The sequence below is a fragment of the Nocardioides marinus genome (assembly GCF_013408145.1).
Lineage (GTDB): Bacteria > Actinomycetota > Actinomycetes > Propionibacteriales > Nocardioidaceae > Nocardioides > Nocardioides marinus.
In genome coordinates this window covers 1030217-1051070 of record NZ_JACBZI010000001.1, presented here as the reverse complement: position 1 = coordinate 1051070, position 20854 = coordinate 1030217, and the positions used below count along the sequence as shown (strand labels likewise).

Here is a 20854-nt window from a genome sequence, read left to right as displayed (position 1 = left end):
CCTGGGGGATGGATCGCGCTTCGGACGTGAGGGACCTGGCCCGTCAGGCGAGGTGGTAGTCGCCGGCCTCGTCGAGGGCTGCGGCGACCTGTGCCCGATCGAGGGGCTGGGCGCTGGTCACGGTGACCGAGGAGGTCCCGCCGGCGACGAGGTCGACGGAGACGTCGCTGACGCCGTCCAGGCTCTTGAGCTCGCTGGTGACGGCGCTGGCGCAGTGGCCGCAGGTCATCCCCGTCACGTCGTAGCTGGTCGTGGTCATTTCGTTTCCCTTCGTTGCGGCGGTGGCGGTCGATTCGATGGTGGTGCCGGTGGAACTACCGGTCTCGGTGTTGGAGCCGCAGCCGCATCCTCCGCAGCCGCAGCCACCGCCGTTCGGGGGGCTGTCGGCCAACTGGAGTTCGTGGCTGGTGTGTGGGGCGGGCATGGGTGCTCCTTCGTTGGTCGGGTCGGTCATGAGCGGACGAGTCGTCGGATCGCTGCGGAGGCCTCGTTGAGCTTCTGTTGGGCCTCGGCGGGGTCGGTGGCGTGGGTCAGGCAGTGCTCGAGGTGCTGGTCGAGGAGAACGAGCGCCACGCCTTCGAGGGCCTTCGTCGCCGCCGAGACCTGGGTGAGGATGTCGATGCAGTACTGCTCCTCGTCCACCAGGCGCTGCAGGCCGCGAATCTGGCCCTCGATGCGGCGCAGCCGGGTCAGCACTGCCTGCTTCTCGGTGAGGTATCCCGGTTCGGCTGCCATCGCGACCCTCCTCTGCCTGTACCCGGACGGGGTGTCTGCCTTCGCACTTGACTATACCCCCATGGGGTACTCCCACAAGGTGGCTGGAGAGACCTTCATCGAACCTTCATCGAGGTCGGTACTCTGCCTCGGTGGTCAGGCGCTGAGGTTGCTGCGGATCTCGTCGAGCAGGTCCTGGGGTGCCAGCCACATGGAGGGGTATTCGCCGTACCAGCGCTGTCGACCCTGCCTGTCGATGAGCACGAAGCTGTGCCCGGGCAGTCCGGCATGCATGCCTTTGCCGAGGGTTCCGTAGGCCTCGGAGACCGTGCCGTCGTCGAGCAGGAACGGTGTGGTGACTCCGTTGGCGGTCATGTCGGCGGTGATCTGCTCGCGGGTGTTCATCACGATCGGCAGCACGGTGACGTCGGCTGACCGGTCGTCGGCGCCGCGCAGCGCCGGGTCCGGTGTCGTCCAGTAGGACTGCACACCGGCGACTCCGGGCGTCTCGGCCAGCTGCTCGGTGAGCGCGCGGCCTGACTGTGCGACTTCGGAAGAGTTCAGGGTGCCAGTGGTTGTCTCGACGATCAGGACCAGGTTCGGGGGGTCGCCGGGGAACTGGTGGGTCAGGAGTTCGGCTGCCTGTTGTGACTCTGCCGAGGGGTCCAGGTAGGCACCAGAAACGAGCTTGTCGCCAGCATCCCGCCCGGCCACGCCAGCCAGAGCCATCAGCAGTAACGCCACCAGCAGCACCACGCCGCGGCGACGGAGCAGCAGACCGACGAACCACCCGGGCTCCGGACCCGACTCGCTCATCCCGCTCCGCTCGCGGCGCACCGCTGTCGTCGCCATCGTAGAACGCTCCTCAACCTGCTTCGCTGTCAGCGGGATTAGACGATCAATGTGGCGGACGCTATCATCGGCGCATGCCAATGACAACGCCCAAAGCTGACCCGGCGCTGCAGCGCGGCGCGGCACTGTTCCACGGGCTCGCGGACCGCAACCGGCTGGCGATCGTCCGACAGCTGTCCGCGGGCGAACGCCGGGTGGTGGACCTGACCAACACGCTCGGCCTGGCCCAGGGCACCGTCTCCGGGCATCTGGCCTGCCTGCGCGACTGCGGCTTAGTCGTCGGCCGACCCGAGGGTCGGCAGATGTTCTACTCCATCGCCCACCCCGAGTTGATGGACCTCCTCGCGGCGGCCGAGCAGCTCTTGGGCTTGACCGGCGAGGCCGTGGAGATCTGCCCCCGCTACGGCCCAGTGGACACCCACCCGCATCCTCAGACCGAGACCATTCCCACCACGACGGAGGAAGTAGCGCCGTGACGGACGCCTGCGGCTGCGGCCACGACGAGCCCCGCAACGACGACGGCGAGCTGGAGGAACACGAGCCCGAACGGCTCTGGGAGGTCACTGAACTCCGCTTCGCCGCTCTCGCCGGTCTCTTCCTGATCACCGGGTACATCGCCGACCTCAACGACGCCAGCCAGGGCGTGGTCACCGGACTGAACGCCGTCGCGCTGGCGCTCGGCGCCTGGACGTTCGTCCCCAGCACCCTCAAGCGACTAGCCAAGGGCAAGATCGGCGTCGGCACCCTGATGACGATCGCCGCGATCGGCGCGGTCATCCTCGGCGAGGTCGCCGAAGCAGCGATGCTGGCCTTCCTCTACTCCATCAGCGAGGGCCTGGAGGAGTACGCCGTCGCCCGCACCCGCCGCGGGCTGCGCGCCCTGCTGTCCCTGGTCCCGGCCGAGGCCACCATCCTCCGCGCCGGCGCCCAGGTCACCGTCTCCCCCGCCGACCTGGTGATCGGCGACCTGCTCCTAGTCCGCCCAGGTGAGCGCGTCGCCACCGACGGCGTCATCCGCACCGGCCGCACCGCCCTGGACGTCTCCGCGCTCACCGGCGAATCCGTCCCCGTCGAGGCCGGCGCCGGCGACACCGTCTACGCCGGCTCCATCAACGGCACCGGAGTCCTCGAAGTCGAGGTCACCACCACCGCCGAGGACAACTCCCTGGCCCGGATCGTCACCATCGTCGAGGCCGAGCAGTCCCGCAAGGGCAACGCTCAGCGCCTCGCCGACCGGATCGCCAAGCCGCTGGTGCCCGGGATCATGATCCTCGCCGCGATCATCGCGATCATCGGTAGCCTGCTGGGTGACCCGGCGACGTGGATCGAGCGCGCCCTGGTCGTCCTGGTCGCCGCCTCCCCGTGTGCGCTGGCGATCTCCGTGCCGGTCACCGTGGTCGCCGCCATCGGCGCCGCGAGCCGCATCGGCGCCCTGGTCAAGGGCGGTGCCGCCCTGGAGGCCCTCGGCCGGATCCGAACCGTCGCCCTGGACAAGACCGGCACGCTCACCCGCAACCAGCCGGCCGTGGTCGACGTCGCCACCGCTGCGGGCCACACCCGTGACCACGTTCTGGACGTCGCGGCAGCCCTGGAGTCCCGCAGCGAGCATCCGCTGGCCCGGGCCATCCTCGCCGCGGTCCCCGAGCACCGCGACGCCGAGGGGGTCGAGGCCGTCACCGGCGCCGGCCTGACCGGAACGGTCGCCGGGCGGCCCGCCCGGCTCGGACGGCCCGGCTGGATCCCCGCCGGCGAGCTCGCCGAGCCGGTCGCCGCCATGCAGGAGGCCGGCGCGACGGCGGTGCTGGTCGAGTACGACGGGGCCGTGATCGGCGCCGTCGCCGTCCGCGACGATCTCCGTGCCGAGGCCGCCGAGGTGGTTGCCCGGCTCCGCGACGGCGGCTACGAGGTCGCCATGCTCACCGGCGACAACGACCGCACCGCCGCCGCCCTGGCCGCCCAGGCTGGCATCGCCGACGTGCACGCCGAGCTCCGTCCCGAGGACAAGTCCACCATCATCGCCCGCCTCCGCGAGAGCCGGCCGACCGCGATGGTCGGCGACGGCGTCAACGACGCCCCGGCGCTCGCCACCGCCGACGTCGGGATCGCGATGGGAGCGATGGGCAGCGACGTGGCCATCGAGACCGCCGACATCGCACTGATGGGCGAGGACCTGCGCCACCTACCGCACAACCTGACCCACGCCCGCCGCGCCCGGTCGATCATGCTGCAGAACGTCGCCCTCTCCCTCAGCCTGATCGCCATCCTGATCCCGCTCGCCGCCCTCGGCGTGCTCGGGCTCGCCGCGGTGGTGCTGGTCCACGAGATCGCCGAGATCCTGGTGATCGGCAACGGCGTCCGCGCCGGCCGCGCCCGACCGCTACCGCCCGCACCAGCGGGCACACAGCCGACGCCGGCGCACATGCCGGCGGAAGCCGCCGCGAGGTGACCGCCGGTTCGAGCCAGGCCCCGACGCGAGCGGGAGCCGGTCGCGTGGCGGTCCTGCTGGCGGCCGCCACGGTGGCCGCGATCGACCTCAGCGCGAAGGCCGTCTCCGAGGCCCGGCTGGCCGACTCCTCGGTTGACCTCGGCCTGATCCAGCTGCGGCTGGCCTACAACCCCGGCGTGGCGTTCAGCATGGGCGACAAGCTGCCCGCCGGGGTGATCGTGGCCATCACCGCAGCGATCTCGATCTTATTCGCCGTCTACGCATGGCACCGGGCCCCCCAAGCGGGGTGGGTCGAGCGGATCGCCGGCGGCGCCGTGATCGGCGGCGCGGTCGCCAACGTGGTCGACCGCGCCCGCGACGGCGTGGTCACCGACTACCTGCACACCGGCTGGTGGCCCACCTTCAACCTCGCCGACACCTTCATCGTCACCGGATGCATCGCAATCGCTCTGCTGTACGCCCGCCCAGAACGCGCATCGAGCACGCCAGCGTCGGTGAAGGACGATTCCGGCGCACCTTCCATCTCCGAGCCTTGACCGGCGCTCGAGGGGGACCGGCCGGCTGCGCTGAGTGCCCGCAGCACCCGAGGCTCAGCCAGCTCAGCCTGCTAGCCACGACGGTTGCTGATGGCGAACTCAGGGGCCGTGCTCTCGCGACACAAGACGACCAGTGCGTCGACACTGCAGAACCCAAGGAGACATAGACATGATCGGCCCCGCGTTGCAGGCGATTGGCCTGTTTCTAGTCACCAACATCGACGACATCATCGTCTTGTCCCTGTTCTTCGCACGCGGAGCCGGGCAACGAGGTACCACCACCAGAATCATCGCCGGGCAGTACCTCGGATTCGGTGGCATTCTGCTGGCCTCCGTCGCGGTGACCTTCGGCGCGGGACTGTTCCTTCCCGACGAAGCCATCCCGTACTTCGGCCTCATCCCACTCCTTCTGGGTGTCTACGCGGGCTGGCGGGTCTGGCGAAACGGGGACGATGATGACGACGACAGCCTCGCCGACAGGCCGATCAGCGCCCTGGCGGTGGCTGCGGTCACCTTCGCCAACGGCGGAGACAACATCGGGGTCTACGTGCCGGTGTTCCTCGCGGTCGGCACCGGGGCGCTCGTGGCCTACTGCGTGGTGTTCCTGGCTCTCGTCCTCGTCCTCGTCCTGGCCGCGAAGTTCGTGGCCACCCGCAAGCCGATCGCGGAGGTGCTCGAGCGGTGGGAGCACATCTTGTTCCCTCTCGTGCTCATCGTGCTCGGCCTCGTCATCTTGATCGAGGGCGGTGCGTTCGGCTTGTGACCGCGTGGCCAACCCGCTCGCGAGGAGTTTGGACAGGGTCATGCAGAACGTCATGCCTGTCTAGGCGCAGAGCCGCCGAACAGCCAACGCCGACTCACTCGGTCGCCCACACTCCGGTCCGACAGCTTCGCGGCATGTCACCGTCCTCTCACCGGCGCATCGCGGCTATCGGCGCCGCCAGCTGCGAAGGCCACGCAGCCTCGGGAGTCCGCGACCGATCACCGCCGCGATGACAGCCGTGAGACCTGCCAGGACCAAGAGTTGTCGGATGAGCGAGCCGTAGCGCACTGCAGGCGTGTGTTCGTTGACCAGCGCGACCTGAGCGACCGCGATGTCGGTCGTCCTCGGTTCCAGCTGGGCCCGGACCGTGCCGTCCGGGCCGATGACGCCGCTGATTCCGTTGGTGGAGGCGACCACCACGGTGCGGCCGGTCTCCATGGCACGAGCCCGGCTGATGGTGAACTGCTGCATTTGCTGCGAGGTTCCGGTGAAGGTGGCGTTGCTGGTCTGCACCGTCACCATCTGGCCGCCGTTCTCGATCTGCGCGGCGACGGAGTCGTCGAACGCGACGTCGAAGCAGATCAGGTCCGCGACGCGTGTGCCGGCGATGTCGAGTGGCCGTGTGCGAGTGCCGGCGATCATGTCGCGCGGGATCATGTCCAGGCGCCCGATCTGGAGTCCGGAGAGCAGGCTGCGGAAGGGCACGTACTCGCCGAACGGCACCGGGTGGCGTTTGGTGTAGCGCTCCTTGGTCGAGCCGTCCGGCAGCCACGCCAGTCCCTGGTTGAGCACGGCGTCCGGGCGAGGACCGTCGACGATGGCACCCACCAACACCGGCACCCCGACCGCTGCCACGGCGCGGGAGATCCCTGCGTTGGTCTGCTCATCCGCGAAGGGGTCGACGGCGGTGGAGTTCTCCGGCCACAGCACGAAGTCGGGCCGGGGGACGGCGCCGGATTCGACCCGCTCGGCGAGGTCAACGGTGGCCTGGACGTGGTTCTCGGTCACCTGCTCATGGACGGCGACCAGGTCGTTCCCGGCGCCGGGAACGTCGCCCTGCACCGCGGCGACCGTCACGGTCGGCAGCCCGGCCTCCCATGACGACGTCAACGACTCGGGCCGGACCAGGACCGGCGCGGAGCCGACCAGCAGTGCGGCGCCAATGACCACGACCGCCCCTATCGGGCGTGCCTTGCCCTCCCGGACCACCCAGGCAAGCATGGCGCTGGCCAGGGCTACCAGGAAGCTGACGCCGCTGGCGCCGACCCACGGCAGCCACAGCGCGAACGGGGTGTCCACGGTGGCCCAAGCCAGCCGGGTCCACGGGAAGCCACCGAGCGGCCAGGTCGACATCGCGGTCTCGAGCGCCACCCACACGCTCGCGGTCCACATCGGCCAGCCGCGCAGCCGACCCGCCAGCGCGATCCCGAGGCCGGCGAGGGCGTAGTAGCCGGCGACAACGGGGCTCATCAGCAGCCAGGCGTCGGTGCCGACGGCCCGCATCCATCCCGTCAGGACGAGCGTGTATCCGAACCCGAACAGCAGCCCCATCGCAAACGCGTGGCGCAGCGGCTCCCGCTGCAGCAGGAGCACCAGCGCGGCGACCGCCAACGGTAGGAGCCAGCGCTGCTCCCACGGAGCGCTGGCTCCCGCGGCGGCAACCCCGGCCAGCGATGCCGCCGCGAGTCGTGCGAGCCGACGGCGGCGTCGAGGCCGGTCGACGGATGCCGGGGCCTTCTCACCCGTCTGGGCTGCGCGGGCCGCCATGGGCGTGGGCGTGCGAGGCGTAGGAGGCGTGGGCGTGCGAGGCGTAGGAGGCGTGGGCGTGGGAGGCGTGGGAGGCGTGGGCGCAGGTGTCACCGCTCACTCCGGCCCGGTGAGAGAGTCCAGGAGCCTGGCGAGCTCCTCGCTGGAAGCTTCCCCGACCTTCCTGGTCACCGGATTCATCGTGATCGCTCTCCTGCACGCCCGCCCCGAACGCACGACCAGTACCCCCGAGGCGGTGGAGGACCACATCGGCAACCCGGCCGTCGCTGACCGCCCCCCGCAGACATAGCCATCGTCTTCCGCGCTCGGCATCGCACCGCATCGGCGCCCTTGTCGATCCTGTCCTGTCGACGCCAGACGTAGATCGAGGCCTCGCTGATACCCAAGTCGTACGCGACCTGGCCGACCAAGCACCCTTCCTTAAGCAAGCCGATCACCTTGCGCCGAAACTCCGGCGGATAAGCCCGTCTGCCCACTGCTGCCTCCTGATGACAGGCATCAGAATCCAGTCAGCCGACTCCACCGAACCCGGGACACGCCACCGGGTGGAGTCCAGCAGAGTGGTGTACGAGCAGCCCCCGGTGAGTGAGTCCCTACCGACGTAGGGACTGCCACCGGGTGACCGGCGCTAACCCTGCAAGCCGGCCCCAGGCCAGCCGCGACGAAGACTTGCGGGCGATTCACTTGCGTGACCAGGGCTTCGTCACAGCTTCGCGTCAAGGTCGCCACGTCGAGAACCACCTTGACGACGACCACATCGGCGAGCTGATCGAACAGGCCCTCAGCCGCGCCGACCACGCGCGGCTCGGCCTCGTCGATCGCGACGACACGAACTCAGGACTCGACGCAAATCCCTGACACGTCAAGTCATCGCCCCATCAGTGTCGCGTCCACTCCTCGGTCTGGGTGAGTCGCAGCAGGTAGATCAACGGCGGTAACACCAAGACCACGGCGAACCCCACGGCAACCAGGAGGCCCTGCAAGGTGGCTGACGCGCCGGCGGCGGCACGGATCGTCACATGATCGACGAGCAGCCAGGGGTATTGGGCCACACCCCATCCTGACACCACAGACGCGACGGCGACGACCGCGGGCCATCGCGCCATCGAGTAGCGACGGCGCCACACCAGCACGAGCGTCGCCACGCCTGCCAGCCCGGCCATCACGACGAGTGGAGCCGCGCGCCCGGCGAGGCCGTCGGCCAGCACCGGCGCGTCCATCGAGATCGGCACCAGTGCGGCGAACACGAGCGCACCGGTCACGAGCCCCACTCCGAGCGAGCGCGCCCGAAGGTCCTCCGCCAGCCGTGATCGGCGACTGCGATGTGCATCGGCGGCGAGGAACACGCCGGCCAGGAACGCGCAGGTGCCGACCGCGATGGCCCCACCGAACAGAGACGTCGGGTTGAGCCAGGACGACCAACGGTCGCCATCCTCCTCCATCGGCACCCGACCTGACGCGATTGCCCCGGCGACCGTGCCGAGGAAGAACGGTGTGATGACCGAGGACACGGCGAAGATCACACCGAACAGCCGCGCCTGGCGCAGGGTGGCGGAGTACTTGCGGAACGCGAAACTGGCGCCGCGCAGCACGATGCCCAGCAGCGCCAGAAGCAACGGCACGACCAGCGTCGACATTGTCGCGGCGAACGACTCCGGGAATCCTGTCCACCAGATCACCAGCACGTAGATCAGCCACACGTGGTTGGCCTCCCACACGGGTCCGATGCTGTGGTCGACCAGGGTTCGCAGCTCGGCGCCACGCCGGCTGCTACCCGCCGTGAGGTCGAAGAATCCCGAGCCGAAGTCCGCGCCGCCCAGCACGGCGTACGCGATGACGCCCGCGAACATCGCCGCTGCGACAGCCACCTCGAGACTCATGACGACGAATCCACGGTCTCGGGCGCGTACGGGCTCGGGAGATCGGTCTCACCGCTGCGCCAGCGCCGGGCCATGGACCTGAGCACGATGACCGCGGCTGCGGTCATCCCGGCATAGATCAACGCACTTATCCCCAGCAACCACCACAATGCCGAGGTGTAGTCGCCGACCGCGTCCGGGGTGCGCATCACTCCGTACACGACCCAGGGCTGCCGTCCGACCTCGGTCGCCACCCATCCGGCCTCAAGCGCAATCACGGCCAGCGGACCAGCGGCCGCCGCAGCCCTGAGAAACCACCTCTTCGTGAGCAGGTCACGCCCTCTCCAGCGCTGGACCCAGAACCAGGTGACACCTGCGGCGAGCAACGTGCCGACGCCGACCATCGTCTGGAAGGCCAGATGCGTGATGTTGACCGGCGGTCGGTCCTCCTCGGGGATGGTGTCCAGGCCAGGCACAGGGTCGTCGAGCGAGTTCATCGCGATCAGCGAGCCGAGAACAGGAATGTCGATCGCACCCACGACCTCCCCGTCGACCACAACGCCGCCGAGCCGAAGCGGCGACGGGCTCTCGGTTGTCTCCGCCAGCTCGAACGCGGCCAGCTTCGCCGGCTGTCGCTCGTCCAACCCGAACCCGAGCACATGCCCCACGAACGGCTGGGTGACCGCGGCGATGGACGCGAAGACGAAGGGCACCATGAAGCCCAACCGGTGATGTGCGTCGCGGCGCCCGCGCAGCATCCCGGCCGCATAGACCCCCGCAACGCTGAAGCCCGCCACCATATAGGCGCCGACCCACATGTGGGCGAACTGAAGGAAGGCGTGCTGATTGAACAGCACCGCCCAAGGCTGGACGTCCGTGACCTCCCCGCCGACGAGGCGGAAACCGGTCGGCACGTTCATCCAGGCGTTCACCGCGACCACGCAGTAGGCGCCGACGATGCCGGTGATCGCCATCGGCAGGACCATCAGGACGTGCCGCTTCGCCGGCATCCGTCCCCAGCCGTACAGGTAGATGCCAAGGAAGATGGCCTCAAGGAAGAACGCCAGACCCTCGAACGCGAACGGCAGTCCGAGCACGTCCCCGTAAGTCCCCATCAGGCCGGGCCACAACAGACCCATCTCGAAGCTGAGCACCGTGCCGGAGACCGCGCCGATCGCGAAAAGCACTGCCGAGACCTTCGCCCACCTGCGGGCCAACCCCAGGGCGACCGGGTCCTCACGGCGGATCCCGCGCAGGTGCATCACGAAAATCATCGCCGGGAAGGCAACCCCGAAGCACGCCAGCACGATGTGCCATCCCAAGGACAGAGCCATCTGCTGACGGGCCGGGAGAAGCCCCGCGGGCTCCGCGGTCCCGGCGAGCTGCATTGCGTCGACGACGAGATCGGGAGTCAGCACGGCACTAACGCTACGCAATAGGTACGAGCCACCCACGGGCTTGTGAAAAGTTTCACTAACGGGTGCGAGGAGTTACCTTCGATGAGGCTCGTAGCGCCGGTGTCGCCGGTGTCGCCCGGAATCGTGCTGCATCCGGTAATGGAGATTCCGGAGCCCGTTGCGACGGCAGCGGCCCGGAACTGAGCGAGCGTGGGTCCGTTCACGGATGGTCCGTATCGGCGATGCGGGACTGCGGATTCGCCGCCTACCTCAGGCGGCAAAGAGCAGGTAAAGGCCACCTGAGGTGAAGGCGACCATGGCCATGAGTAGAGGCAGTTGCCCGAGGATCTGGTGACGAGGGGGCAGCAGTGCGACGGATCGGTCGTGAGACGCGATGGCTGCTACCACGTGGCCGACCACGACCGCTCCCACCTTGATGTTGGCGAGCAGGGTCGGGTGGTAGCTCAGCCAGTAGTTCACTTGCCAATCGCCGGTGCCGAGGTAGTCGGCACCGGTGGTGAGCGGGTCGCTCGCCTTGATCAGGGTGTCCTGGCCGACCTCGAACCAGTAGGACGCGTAGTGGGCCACGATGTACCCGAGGATGATCGGCACGATCGAGTGAGCGAGCATGGCCGGCAGGTCCCGACGACGCAGGTCGGGACCGGTCATGGTCGCCGCGGCGGCACCGGCGAACACGAGGGCTGGTGCGGCGCTGAAGACGAGCAGAGCGAGGGAGTCAGCGATGGTCGAGCCGTTCTCGAGGCCCGCGACGAGCTCGTTGGTCTGAGAAAAGCGCACCCAGAACGGGGAGTCCTTGAAGGAGTCGAACGCGGTGCTGCCGAACAGCACCGAGACGACCGCAAGCAGACCGGCCGTCGGGACCACGGTGCTGAGGTTCGCCAGCGGGGACCGCACCACGATCCTGCCCTCGTGGGTCCCCCAGACTGAGAGCTTGCCGATCAGGGTGGAGTAGACCTCGAACGGGTCGGCCTTCTCGTAGAACCCGTTGCCAAAGATCGCGCCGCCGAGCAGCATCACAGCGACGTACACCGCGCACCACAGCCGCACGGGGCCGAGCTCGGTGGAGTAGGGATAGACCAGCTCGAGCCACACGAAGGCGAACAGCCCCAGGGAAGCTGGCCAGTGGCCGAGTCGCGCCGGGTAGGCCAGCAGTCCCACGTCGGGGTCGGACCCAGAGATCTTCGAGAAGGCGAGGTTGATTGTGCGAACCGGGCTGATCGCCTTCCACACCGGGCCGAGCAGGGCGGAGGCGAAGACCAGGCCGATCCACCACCAGACGTAGAAGATGCCGAAGAACGGGTTGGTCAGCAGGTCCTCACCGAGCACCGCGGCAGCCGCGGAGTACAGAAAGACCACCATCCCTAGGACACGCGCCGCGACGGCGAAGCCGCGTGAGGTCAGGACACCATCCATCCAGTGAGGCACCCGACGGCCGGCCACCGGTCCGTCCGGATTCCCGTCGTACCGCGGTGTCCGCCACGCCAGCGCGAGCACCGAGAACGAGATGATCAGCGCCGCGACGGCACCGGTGATGGCGAGCTGGGGCGAGATGGGAAGGTCCTTGGCGCCGCCGATGCCGTGCATCGGCAGGGGAAGGGGGATCACGTGGCGTCCGATCGGTCGAGGGGCATAGCAGGAGGGGAACCGGCATGTGTGGGTGGGAGGCGGCGGCGGCGGCGGCGGCGGCGGCGGCGGCGGCGGCGGCGGCATGCTCGCCGGTCCTGGGCGAAGGTGACCAGCAGTGCCATCGAGATAATGATCCACGTCAACCGCAACGGTGCGGCGCCGAGTCGGACTGCCCACGTCTGCGACGTGTTGAGAGGCACGTCGAGGACGACCGATCCCGCTACACGCACCGGAAGCCGCTCGAGGACCGACCCGTCAGGTGCGATCGCCCCTGAGATGCCGTTGACCGAGGACACCACGACACTGCGGCCGAGCTCGAGGGCCCGCGCCCTGGACACCTGCCACTGCTGCTCGAGCTGGGCGGTGCCGAGGAACATCGCGTTGCTGGTCTGGACGCTGACCAGGTCCCCGCCCCGGGCCACCTGTCGACGCAGGACGTCGTCGTAGGCGACGTCGAAGCAGAGGGCGGTCGCGACACTGAAGGAGCCGACCTGGATCGGCTCGGGATCCCCGCCGGGCAGCATGTCCCGGGGAATGGCGGCCACCCTCGAGGACAACCGCTCGGCCAGCGACCGGAGGGGGACGTACTCCCCGAAGGGCACCAGCCGCTGCTTGGTGTAGCTCGCCCGCACTCCCCCGTCGTCCCAGAGCAGCGACTGGTTGAGGGCGTAGCGCGCGTCGGGTGCATCGACGACGGCTCCCAGGAGCAGCGGCGCCCTGGCTGCCTCCACAGCCGCTCGCGCCGCCTGGCCGGCGACCACGTCGGTCGTCGGGTCGACAGCCATGGCATTCTCGGGCCACACCACCAGGTCGGGCGCAGGACGCCCGGTGTCCGAGGCCGCGAGCTGCCTCGTCTGCCCGACCAGCACCTCGGTGAGGGCCCGGTGATTCGCCACGACTTCCCGGCCGGAACCCGGCAGCTCCCCCTGCACGATGGCGATCCCGGCCACCGGCCCGGTCGCCTGGTTCGGCGTCACCAGGACCCCACGTGCCATGGCCGGGACCGCCACCAGCGCCACCACTGCTGCTGCGGGGACCAGCCCGCGCAGGCTGCGCCGCGCCGCGTGCTCCACCACCGAAGCGATGAGGCACCCGAGCAGCGCGACCACAGTTCCTGTGGCGGCGACCCCGATGACCGCCACCCAGGCGGACCAGGGCGCATCGACGGCGGAGTACCCGAGCCTTCCCCACGGGACCCCGCCCCAGGGAACTGCCGCCCGTGCCGACTCGGCCGCCGTGAAGACGCCGGCGGCCCACAGCTGCCACCCGTGGAGTCGACGCACGCGCACCATCGCCACACCGGCCAAGGCGCCCCACACGCTCTGCGCAGCGACCATCGCGGCCCAGGCAAAGGGGGAGATGGCCTCGGCCAACCACCACAGCGTCATCCCGAGGAAGACCGCGGCGTGGGCGGCACCGAGGAGTGCCGCTCTGGTGGCTGAGGCCTCACGCAGCGCCAGGACCAGCATCGCCAGGCCCACCGGTGCCAGCCACGGCAGATCGAAGGGCGGGAAGCCGAGCGCCGTCGTGGCTCCGCCGGCAGCGGCGGTCAGGATGATGGGGCGTTCACCAGCCACTCGGGCACCGCTTTCGTCATGGCCTACTATCGCCGATAGTATGAACCACGTGAGGTCGTCCCCCGTCGCCGCCGAGTCGGACCAGGGCCCCCGTGCGGCGACGCCACCGGATCGCGGGACCCCGGAGCCCGCTCGGGTCTCGATGGGCTGGGGCCGCTGGGCCTGGCGGCGACTGACTTCCATGCGCACCGCCGTCGTCCTGCTGATCCTCCTGGCGGTCGCGGCGGTGCCGGGTTCGCTGCTCCCGCAGCGTGGCGTGGCGAGCGACCCCGCGGCTGTCGCGCTGTTCTACCGCGACAACCCCGACCTCGCTCCGTGGTTGGACCGGCTGTACCTCTTCGACGTGTACGCGGCCCCGTGGTTCGCCGCCGTGTACCTGCTGCTGCTGGTCTCCATGACCGGGTGCGTCCTTCCTCGATGTGCCCGCCTGTGGCGCGAGGTCACGGCGCAGCCGCCCGCGGCCCCCCGCAGGCTGGAGCGCGAGGACGCTCACGCTCCCCTCACGGTCGAGGAGGCCTCGGCCTCTCTGACGGCTGCCGCCGCGCACCTGCGGTCTCGGCGCTTCCGGGTGGTGGAGACCGACGGCGAGGTCCGCGCCGAGAAGGGCCACGTCCGGGAGCTCGGGAACCTAGCCTTCCACCTGTCGCTCCTGGTCCTCCTCGTCGGGGTGGCCGGCGGTCGATTGTTCGGCTACGAAGGGCGCGTGGCTGTCGTCGAGGGCTCGACGTTCACCAACATCGCGTCCTCCTACGACGCCCTGACCCGCGCCCCCCTGGCCGATCCCGCGGACCTGGAACCTCTCGAGTTCACCCTGCGCAGCTTCGATGCACAGTTCGAGACCAGCGGACCACGGCTGGGAGAGCCCCGTTCGTTCACGGCGGTCCTGGACTGGGTGACGTCCGACGGCGCGGGAACCACCGAGGTGCGACCGAACCAGCCCTTCGACGCCAACGGGACCAAGTTCTTCCTCACCGGTCACGGGTACGCCCCGCAGATCACGGTCCGCGACGGCCGCGGTGACGTGGCCGCATCCGGTCCTGTCATCTTCCTTCCGCAGGATCAGGCGTTCACCTCCGACGGGGTCGTGAAGGTGCCCGACGCTCGACCGACCCCCGTGGCACTGGAGGGTCTCTTCCTGCCGACCGCGGCCCGAGGGGCGGACGGGATCGACGTGTCGGCATACCCCGGCCTGGTGAATCCGGCGCTCCTGCTCACCGCCTACTCCGGTGACCTCGGACTGGATGACGGCGGGGCTCAGTCGGTCTACACGCTCGACCTGGACGGGCTGGTCGAGGTCACGGGGGACGACGGGGACCGATGGCGGGCCACGCTCGCCCCTGGCGAGACCGTCCGACTGCCCGACGGCCTGGGGACGGTCACCTTCGACGGCGTGACCCGCTTCGCCAACTTCCAGGTGGCCCGAGACCCGGGCAAGGAGATCTCGCTCGTGGCGGCGCTGCTCCTGCTCATGGGCCTGAGCGTCTCGCTCGGCGTGCCGCGGCGGCGCGTCTGGGTCCGCCGCGTCGACGACGCCACGGTCGAGGTCGGGTGGCGCCACCTCGGGCGTCGTCGCTGCGCCGACAGCGACTCGGCGGCCCTGACTGCCGCGCTCGAGCACGATCCCGACAACCACCCGGAGAGCACGACGTGATGCAAGCAGACGAGATGGCACTCTGGTCGGACCGACTGGTCCTCGCCTCGCTGGCTGCCCTGTCCGCCTGTCTGGTGACCTATGCCGTGGCCGCGGCCCTCGCCGCACGGTCCGCTGGCCGTGCACCGGCGCCCATACTCGTGGGCGGTCCCGAGGTCCTCACCGCGAGCCCCGCGCCCGTCACGTCGGGCGACAGGGCGAATGCCCTGCGCCCCGCGGGCACGTGGCTCATGGCTTCGGGTGCTGTGCTCCTCGTGGCAGCCGTGGTCGCACGGGGTCTCGCGGCTAGCAGGGCCCCCTGGGGCAACATGTACGAGTTCGGCCTCACCGCCTCCGCGGCGGTCGCCGTCACCTTCCTCGTGGTCCGTCGCGGTCGCCGGGTCGATGCCGTGGCCCCCTGGGTCGCGGCATTGGTGCTCGTCCTGCTCGGCGTCTCGGCCACCTCCCTCTACACCCCGGTCGACGATCTGGTGCCTGTGCTCGATTCCACCTGGCTCGTGGTCCACGTCGCCGCAGCAATCGTGGCGGGTGCGCTCTTCACTGTGGGGGCGTTGGCGACGCTAGCCCAGATGGTGCTCTCACGCGGTGGTCGCGAGGGGCGCGGGAGCTCCGAGCTCGGCGACCTCGCGCACACCGTCCACCTGGTCGCCTTCCCCATCTGGACCTTTGCCGTGATCGCCGGGGCCGTGTGGGCCGAGAACGCCTGGGGTCGCTATTGGGGGTGGGACCCGAAGGAGACCTGGGCTTTCATCACGTGGGTGCTGTACGCCGCTCATCTGCACGCCCTGGCCACCGGCGGGTGGCGACGTCGGGCTGGGTGGCTCGCCGTGGCCGGGTTCGCGGCCTTCCTCTTCAACTTCTTCGGAGTGAACATCTGGATCCCAGGCCTGCACTCCTACGCGGGGGTGTGACGTCGCATGGGCCAAGACCTCGTCTCGACCCTCGTCATCGGTGCCTTCACGCTGGGGTCGACGCTCGCCATCCTCTACCTCATCGCACGGGGCCGGTCATGACGCGGCGGCTCCTCCTCATAGCCACCCTGACCCTCCTGTCCTGGCCGACTCCGCCCGCATCGGCGCACACCGACCTGGTGTCGATCACCCCTGCTGAGGGCAGCCGGGTCGTCGGCGGCTGGCCACCGGAGGTCGTGCTGGCCTTCACCGAGGCCATCGACCCGACGCTCAGCGCCGCCTCAATCTCGGTCGACGGCCAGGACGGCACCCGGGTCCCTCTGATGGTTGGTGTCCGCGGCACCGAGGTCGTAGGGGACCTGCGTGCCCTCAAGCCTGTCGATCCCACGACGGACCACCGAGTCCGGATCAGCTACCGCGTGACGTCGGCTGACGGACACCCCATCGCCGGGACCTCGACCTTCACCATCGCGCCCGACGCAGGCTCGCCTCCGACACCGGGTGCCGCTGAGACAACCACCCCCGAAGCCGCTCCGGTGACTCCGACGCCCCCCTCCCGGACAGCCCCCGCCTCCGATGGGGCGTCCGCAACCGGCCTGGCCACCGGCGCCTGGGTCGCCGCCGGCCTGGTCGCACTGGTCCTGCTCTCCGCCGTCGTCTCCTCGCGCACCGGGCGATCCGAGAGCCGAGCCACCGACGGGAAGGCCGAGCAGTGACCCGGGCCGGGACGCGGTTGCTCGCGTTCGCGGGATGGTGGGTCGCGGTCACCTTGCTGGTGGCGTGGGCGACCGGCGCGCTCGCCCCACTCGGCATCGCCGGGCTGCCCGAGCCAGGGCCGGTCACGAGGATCGGACTACCTGTCGTGCAGGCCCTTCGTGACATGGCTGCGCTGCTCACCGTCGGCCTCCTGGTCGTGGCGGCCACGTGCCTGGCACCCGAGCCAGGCTCATCGGAGCGCAGCGTGACCGGCGTGCGTCGCCGGGCGGTGCAGCTGGCTCAAGGATCGGCCGCCGCCTGGCTGTCGGGCAACCTCGTGCTGATCGGCCTTGTCTACTCCGACGCCTCAGGGAGCCGGCTCGACGCACCCGGGTTCTGGGAGCAAGCGGCGTTCTTCGCCACCAGCTACGAGCTCGGTCGATACCTCTTGTGGGGGGCCGTGCTCGCCGCCGCCGTGGCCGCCACCTGTGCGCTGGCCTCGAGTGTCGCCTTCCTCGGCGTGGCCGCACTGCTCTCGCTCGCCGGGCTCTGGCCGATGGCGCTCACCGGGCATGCGGCGGGAACGCTGCAGCACATCGACGCAGTCAACCTGCAGATGTTCCACCTCGTCGGCATCGGCGTCTGGGCCGGCGGACTGCTGGCGCTGGTCCTGCTTCGCCCCTACCTGGGCACCGGCGCCGGGGCGCCGATCCGTCACTTCTCCACCCTCGCCACGTGGGGGCTGCTTCTCGTCACGGTCTCCGGTGTCCTCGGCGCAGCGCTACGGCTGCCCTCGCCCGGCGCGATCGTGTCGACGTACGGCGCGCTGCTCGGGCTCAAGCTCGCGGCTGTGGTCGTGCTCGCCGGTCTCGGGCACCGCCAACGACACCGGCTGGCCAGCGAGGCCGATCTGGGCGGGCGCACCCGCTTCTGGAGGGTCCTCGCGCTGGAGGCCGCGATCCTCGTGGGTGCTGCCGGCACGGGCGTGGCGCTGACGCGGACCGCTCCTCCGGCCCCCTCCGGGTCGCCCCGTCCGTTGACCGCCGCCGAGGCGATGCTCGGCTCGTCGCTGCCACCGCCCCTCGACGCCGGGGCGTGGTGGTCCGGCTGGAGCATCGACAGCCTCTTCCTGCCGTTCGGACTCGCGGCCGCCGTCTGGTACGTCCTGGCTGTCCGGAGGCTCGCGACCCGCGGAGTGCGTTGGCCCTGGTGGCGCACGGCGCTGTGGCTGACTGGCTGCGTGCTCTTCCTGTGGGCGACCAACGGGCCTCCCGGGACCTACGGACGGGTCTTGTTCAGCATGCACATGATCCAGCACATGACGATCGCGACCGCTGTGCCTGTCTTCCTAGTGCTCGGGGCACCGGTCACCCTCGCGCTGAGGACCCTGCGCCGGCGCGACGACGGCTCGCGCGGACTTCGGGAGTGGCTGCTGCAGACGGTGCACTCGCTCCCGGCGCAGCTGCTGGGGCACCCGATCGTGGCCTCGGCACTCTTCGTGGTCAGCATGGTCGCGTTCTACTACTCCTCCCTCTTCGAGCTCTCCTTGGAGACCCACACCGGCCACGTGCTGATGACGCTCCACTTCCTGCTCTCGGGGTACCTCTTCGCCGAGTGCCTGGTCGGGATCGATCCCGGGCTCCGCCGCCCGACCTACCCCATCAGGACCCTGTTGGTGATGGTCACCTTCGGCTTCCACGCACTCTTCTCGGTCAGCCTCATGGCCAGCACCCGGGTTCTGGCCGAGGAGTGGTACGCCGCCCTAGGGCGCACCTGGGGCGACTCCCTGGCCGATGACCAGTACCTCGGAGCATCGCTGGGATGGCTGCTCGGGGAATATCCCCTCGCCGTCATCGCCGTCGCCCTTCTGGTCTCCTGGGTCTCCGCGGACCGGCGCGAGAGACGACGCTTCGACCGCAGCGAGGCGCGTGAGGGCGACCGTCAGCTACACGCTTACAACGCCTACCTTGCAGGTCTGTCCGCCAGGACGGATACGATGCAGCCATCCCAGAGCACGGCGGTCCTTGGGACTGCCGAGGAGGCCGATCGATCATGAGACAGCTGGGTCAGCTCGAGGCCGCGGTCATGGACCGGTTGTGGACGTGGGGCCGGCCAGTCTCGGTGCGGGAGGTGCTCGAGGACCTCGTGAGGGAGCGGCCACTCGCCTACACGACCGTCATGACGGTGATGGACAAGCTGCACTCAAAGAAACTCGTCCGACGCGAGAAGCACGGCAAGGCCTACTTGTACGCCGCCATCTCCAGTCGCGAGGAGCACACGGCGATGCTGCTCGACGAGGTCCTCGCTGCGAGTGAGGACCGTTCCGCGGCCCTGCTCCATCTGCTGGGCCGGATGGACCGCTCGGAGGTGGACGAGCTTCGTGCCGCCCTGCTGGACGACGGTACCGACCGGTGACCGCGGCCGTGCTGCTGCTCACCTGGGCGGTCATCGCCGCCACCTGGGGCGGTCGTCTGATCGATCGCGGGTCCTGGCAGTACCTCTCCCCGCGCAACGGTGTCCTTGCCTGGCAGGCCGTCTCCTTTTCGGTCGTGCTCGCCGCCGCCCTGGCGGGAGTCGTCCTCGCTCTGCCCTGGCTACCGCTCGAGGCCTATCTCGCGGACAAGCTCGGTTCCCACTCACCCGTGGTCATCGCGCACTACGAGACCCCGCTCGGGGCATGGCCCGGGATCGTGGGACTGACCGCGGTCGGGATGTTCCTGGGGGCGCTCGGCTTCTCAGTGGTACGCCTGAGCCTGCGTGACAGCGCCCGTCGCCGCCGCCAGCGAGCGCACCTCCAGCTCGTCGGCCATACCCACCCGGACGGGTTCACGATCATCGACACCGACGTACCCCTTGCCTACTGCCTTCCCGGCCGGGCTGGTGCCGTGGTGCTCTCGAGCGCCGCTGTCGACCTCCTGACCGATGCCGAGCGCAGACTGGTGGTCGGACACGAGCATCGACACCTCTCGGCACGCCACCACCTGCCGATCGTCCTGGCCGAGGCGCTGCTGCGCACCTTCCCGGCGGTGCCCCTGTTCCGGCTCGCGGCCGTGCGCGTGCGGGTCCTCGTGGAGATGTCGGCGGACGACAGCGCCAGCACGGCTGCCGAGCGGCGGGACCTGGCCCGCGCCCTGGTCACCATGGGCGCTGGCGCGCGTCCGGAGGTAGCCCTCGGTGCGAGCGACACCGCATCGGTGCAGCGGGTCAGGCGGCTCGCAGCCACCCCGGCACGCAGGTCGTGGACCGGCGTCCTCGTCGCTCCGGCCATCGGCGTGGTGCTCGCCATGCCCATCGCGCTCGCGGCTGCCCCCGGCATCGAGGCCGCGACCCGCGACTGCTGCCGGCTGGACGCCGCAGCGGTCGCCCGTCCCTGACCTGCCCGGACCTCAGCTTCCTCCCACCTCGGCCGGGGACGGCCAGACCGACCGTCGGCACCCCTGCAGCCCGTAGGTCTGTTGCTGCATCACCGGTGCCGGCGATCCCGGCCCCGGACACCGCTGGTGTGGCCGCCCCAGCGCGTGCCCCACCTCGTGATTGACCACGTAGGTGCGATAGCTCGACACTGCGTCGGCGTACCAGGGAACCGCCGAGGCCCAGCGCACGGCATTCAGCACGACCAGCGGGCCGTTGCGACAGGACACGCGCCCCGCTGTGTCGAGCGGAGCGCACAGGGCATCGGTCGTGGCAGGTGTGGCCAGCAGGATGCGTAGACCGGGCCTTGCTTCGACCCGGCGCAGGGTGACTCCCAACCTGCCTCCCCAGCTCCGGGGATCCCTCAACGTGGCCTCGACCTCGCGCGCGACCTCGGCCGGGGTGAAGGGCAGTGGCCGCTCGACCTCGACCGTGTAGGCCACGTCGGCAGAGCCCGGCAGGAGGTCCGGGGCTGCGGCGACCTCGAACTCACCGGAGCCGGCTTCAGGCACCGCTCGCGGCTCCTTCCGCTTCACCACGGCGCCGGGGTGCACGGGCTGGGCCCCCACCAGCCCAGGACCGACCTGCGCGTCGGGTCGACGAGGCTGGTCGACGTCCACGGGTAGC

General features: G+C 70.0%; 22 protein-coding genes. 11 read left to right on the top strand and 11 right to left on the bottom strand.

Translation table 11 applies throughout. From position 1 onward, the window contains the following. Positions 1-43: 43 nt before the first annotated feature. The 3 genes from BKA05_RS05080 to BKA05_RS19340 form a co-directional block, all read right to left on the bottom strand. Complete coding sequence (locus BKA05_RS05080) at positions 44-259, bottom strand: heavy-metal-associated domain-containing protein (RefSeq protein ID WP_030485937.1); 216 nt, start codon at positions 257-259, stop codon at positions 44-46. 191 nt (positions 260-450) lie between these two features. Further along, complete coding sequence (locus BKA05_RS05075; RefSeq protein ID WP_179530457.1) at positions 451-735, bottom strand: metal-sensitive transcriptional regulator; 285 nt, start codon at positions 733-735, stop codon at positions 451-453. A gap of 135 nt (positions 736-870) precedes the next feature. After that, positions 871-1566: a peroxiredoxin family protein gene (locus BKA05_RS19340; RefSeq protein WP_218842301.1), complete on the bottom strand. Its 696-nt coding sequence runs from the start codon at positions 1564-1566 to the stop codon at positions 871-873. Between the two features lie 74 nt (positions 1567-1640). On the opposite strand from BKA05_RS19340, the gene BKA05_RS05065 reads away from it, so the two are divergent. The 4 genes from BKA05_RS05065 (at position 1641) to BKA05_RS05050 (ending at position 5311) form a co-directional block, all read left to right on the top strand. Beyond that, positions 1641-2042, top strand: a complete 402-nt coding sequence (locus BKA05_RS05065; RefSeq protein WP_218842299.1) for an ArsR/SmtB family transcription factor — start codon at positions 1641-1643, stop codon at positions 2040-2042. Further along, on the top strand, positions 2039-4012 hold the full coding sequence (locus BKA05_RS05060) for a heavy metal translocating P-type ATPase (RefSeq protein WP_179530456.1): 1974 nt from the start codon (positions 2039-2041) through the stop codon (positions 4010-4012). Before BKA05_RS05065 ends, BKA05_RS05060 begins: the two co-directional genes overlap by 4 nt. A gap of 44 nt (positions 4013-4056) precedes the next feature. Continuing rightward, positions 4057-4548, top strand: coding sequence for a signal peptidase II (gene lspA, locus BKA05_RS05055; protein ID WP_292608365.1), 492 nt, complete (start codon positions 4057-4059; stop codon positions 4546-4548). Positions 4549-4717: 169 nt separating this feature from the next. Continuing rightward, positions 4718-5311 (top strand): cadmium resistance transporter, encoded by a 594-nt coding sequence (locus BKA05_RS05050; protein WP_218842297.1) that lies wholly within the window; start codon positions 4718-4720, stop codon positions 5309-5311. A gap of 165 nt (positions 5312-5476) precedes the next feature. On the opposite strand, the gene lnt (BKA05_RS05045) is transcribed toward BKA05_RS05050, so the two are convergent. The 3 genes from lnt (BKA05_RS05045) to BKA05_RS20460 all read right to left on the bottom strand — a co-directional run bounded on the left by lnt (BKA05_RS05045) (position 5477) and on the right by BKA05_RS20460 (position 7554). Continuing rightward, complete coding sequence (gene lnt, locus BKA05_RS05045) at positions 5477-7078, bottom strand: apolipoprotein N-acyltransferase (protein WP_281364561.1); 1602 nt, start codon at positions 7076-7078, stop codon at positions 5477-5479. Beyond that, positions 7050-7178, bottom strand: a complete 129-nt coding sequence (locus tag BKA05_RS19990) for a hypothetical protein (protein WP_281364769.1) — start codon at positions 7176-7178, stop codon at positions 7050-7052. Before BKA05_RS19990 ends, lnt (BKA05_RS05045) begins: the two co-directional genes overlap by 29 nt. Positions 7179-7254: 76 nt before the next feature. Continuing rightward, positions 7255-7554 carry a transposase gene (locus tag BKA05_RS20460; protein ID WP_179530453.1) on the bottom strand — a complete coding sequence of 100 codons (300 nt, stop codon included), beginning with the start codon at positions 7552-7554 and terminating at the stop codon, positions 7255-7257. Positions 7555-7696: 142 nt separating this feature from the next. Between BKA05_RS20460 and BKA05_RS05035 the strand changes: the two genes are divergently transcribed. Beyond that, positions 7697-7936 (top strand): helix-turn-helix domain-containing protein, encoded by a 240-nt coding sequence (locus BKA05_RS05035; RefSeq protein WP_179530452.1) that lies wholly within the window; start codon positions 7697-7699, stop codon positions 7934-7936. A 20-nt stretch (positions 7937-7956) separates the two neighbouring features. Here BKA05_RS05035 and BKA05_RS05030 read toward each other — a convergent pair whose 3' ends face one another. The 4 genes from BKA05_RS05030 to lnt (BKA05_RS05015) form a co-directional block, all read right to left on the bottom strand. Continuing rightward, positions 7957-8958, bottom strand: a complete 1002-nt coding sequence (locus tag BKA05_RS05030) for a cytochrome d ubiquinol oxidase subunit II (protein WP_179530451.1) — start codon at positions 8956-8958, stop codon at positions 7957-7959. After that, positions 8955-10355, bottom strand: a complete 1401-nt coding sequence (locus tag BKA05_RS05025) for a cytochrome ubiquinol oxidase subunit I (protein ID WP_292608368.1) — start codon at positions 10353-10355, stop codon at positions 8955-8957. Before BKA05_RS05025 ends, BKA05_RS05030 begins: the two co-directional genes overlap by 4 nt. Before the next feature lie 249 nt (positions 10356-10604). After that, entirely contained in the window at positions 10605-11960 is a 1356-nt protein-coding gene (locus tag BKA05_RS05020) for a hypothetical protein (RefSeq protein ID WP_292608371.1), read from the bottom strand. Beyond that, a complete protein-coding gene (gene lnt / locus BKA05_RS05015; RefSeq protein ID WP_179530450.1) occupies positions 11957-13558 on the bottom strand; it encodes an apolipoprotein N-acyltransferase in 1602 nt (533 codons plus the stop codon). The genes BKA05_RS05020 and lnt (BKA05_RS05015) overlap by 4 nt, the downstream gene beginning before the upstream one ends. A 181-nt stretch (positions 13559-13739) precedes the next feature. Between lnt (BKA05_RS05015) and resB the strand changes: the two genes are divergently transcribed. From resB to BKA05_RS04985, 6 genes are all read left to right on the top strand, one after another. Next, on the top strand, positions 13740-15209 hold the full coding sequence (gene resB / locus BKA05_RS05010; protein WP_218842294.1) for a cytochrome c biogenesis protein ResB: 1470 nt from the start codon (positions 13740-13742) through the stop codon (positions 15207-15209). Between the two features lie 308 nt (positions 15210-15517). Then, positions 15518-16120 carry a cytochrome c biogenesis protein CcsA gene (ccsA, locus tag BKA05_RS05005; protein ID WP_246289758.1) on the top strand — a complete coding sequence of 201 codons (603 nt, stop codon included), beginning with the start codon at positions 15518-15520 and terminating at the stop codon, positions 16118-16120. Between the two features lie 179 nt (positions 16121-16299). Continuing rightward, on the top strand, positions 16300-16836 hold the full coding sequence (locus tag BKA05_RS05000; RefSeq protein WP_179530449.1) for a copper resistance protein CopC: 537 nt from the start codon (positions 16300-16302) through the stop codon (positions 16834-16836). 164 nt (positions 16837-17000) lie between these two features. After that, entirely contained in the window at positions 17001-18872 is a 1872-nt protein-coding gene (locus tag BKA05_RS04995; protein WP_179530448.1) for a bifunctional copper resistance protein CopD/cytochrome c oxidase assembly protein, read from the top strand. Next, positions 18869-19231 (top strand): BlaI/MecI/CopY family transcriptional regulator, encoded by a 363-nt coding sequence (locus BKA05_RS04990; protein WP_179530447.1) that lies wholly within the window; start codon positions 18869-18871, stop codon positions 19229-19231. The genes BKA05_RS04995 and BKA05_RS04990 overlap by 4 nt, the downstream gene beginning before the upstream one ends. Further along, positions 19228-20190: a M56 family metallopeptidase gene (locus BKA05_RS04985; RefSeq protein ID WP_179530446.1), complete on the top strand. Its 963-nt coding sequence runs from the start codon at positions 19228-19230 to the stop codon at positions 20188-20190. Before BKA05_RS04990 ends, BKA05_RS04985 begins: the two co-directional genes overlap by 4 nt. Before the next feature lie 12 nt (positions 20191-20202). Here the strand turns inward: BKA05_RS04985 and BKA05_RS04980 are convergent, their stop codons facing one another. After that, on the bottom strand, positions 20203-20766 hold the full coding sequence (locus BKA05_RS04980; protein WP_179530445.1) for a DUF3152 domain-containing protein: 564 nt from the start codon (positions 20764-20766) through the stop codon (positions 20203-20205). Positions 20767-20854 lie beyond the last annotated feature (88 nt).

Coding starts and splice junctions, on each gene's coding strand:
- BKA05_RS05080 (WP_030485937.1), bottom strand. CDS start 259: ATGACCACGACCAGCTACGACGTGACGGGGATGACCTGCGGCCACTGC.
- BKA05_RS05075 (WP_179530457.1), bottom strand. CDS start 735: ATGGCAGCCGAACCGGGATACCTCACCGAGAAGCAGGCAGTGCTGACC.
- BKA05_RS19340 (WP_218842301.1), bottom strand. CDS start 1,566: ATGGCGACGACAGCGGTGCGCCGCGAGCGGAGCGGGATGAGCGAGTCG.
- BKA05_RS05065 (WP_218842299.1), top strand. CDS start 1,641: ATGCCAATGACAACGCCCAAAGCTGACCCGGCGCTGCAGCGCGGCGCG.
- BKA05_RS05050 (WP_218842297.1), top strand. CDS start 4,718: ATGATCGGCCCCGCGTTGCAGGCGATTGGCCTGTTTCTAGTCACCAAC.
- lnt (WP_281364561.1), bottom strand. CDS start 7,078: ATGGCGGCCCGCGCAGCCCAGACGGGTGAGAAGGCCCCGGCATCCGTC.
- BKA05_RS05030 (WP_179530451.1), bottom strand. CDS start 8,958: ATGAGTCTCGAGGTGGCTGTCGCAGCGGCGATGTTCGCGGGCGTCATC.
- resB (WP_218842294.1), top strand. CDS start 13,740: ATGCGCACCGCCGTCGTCCTGCTGATCCTCCTGGCGGTCGCGGCGGTG.
- ccsA (WP_246289758.1), top strand. CDS start 15,518: ATGTACGAGTTCGGCCTCACCGCCTCCGCGGCGGTCGCCGTCACCTTC.
- BKA05_RS04995 (WP_179530448.1), top strand. CDS start 17,001: ATGGCTGCGCTGCTCACCGTCGGCCTCCTGGTCGTGGCGGCCACGTGC.
- BKA05_RS04990 (WP_179530447.1), top strand. CDS start 18,869: ATGAGACAGCTGGGTCAGCTCGAGGCCGCGGTCATGGACCGGTTGTGG.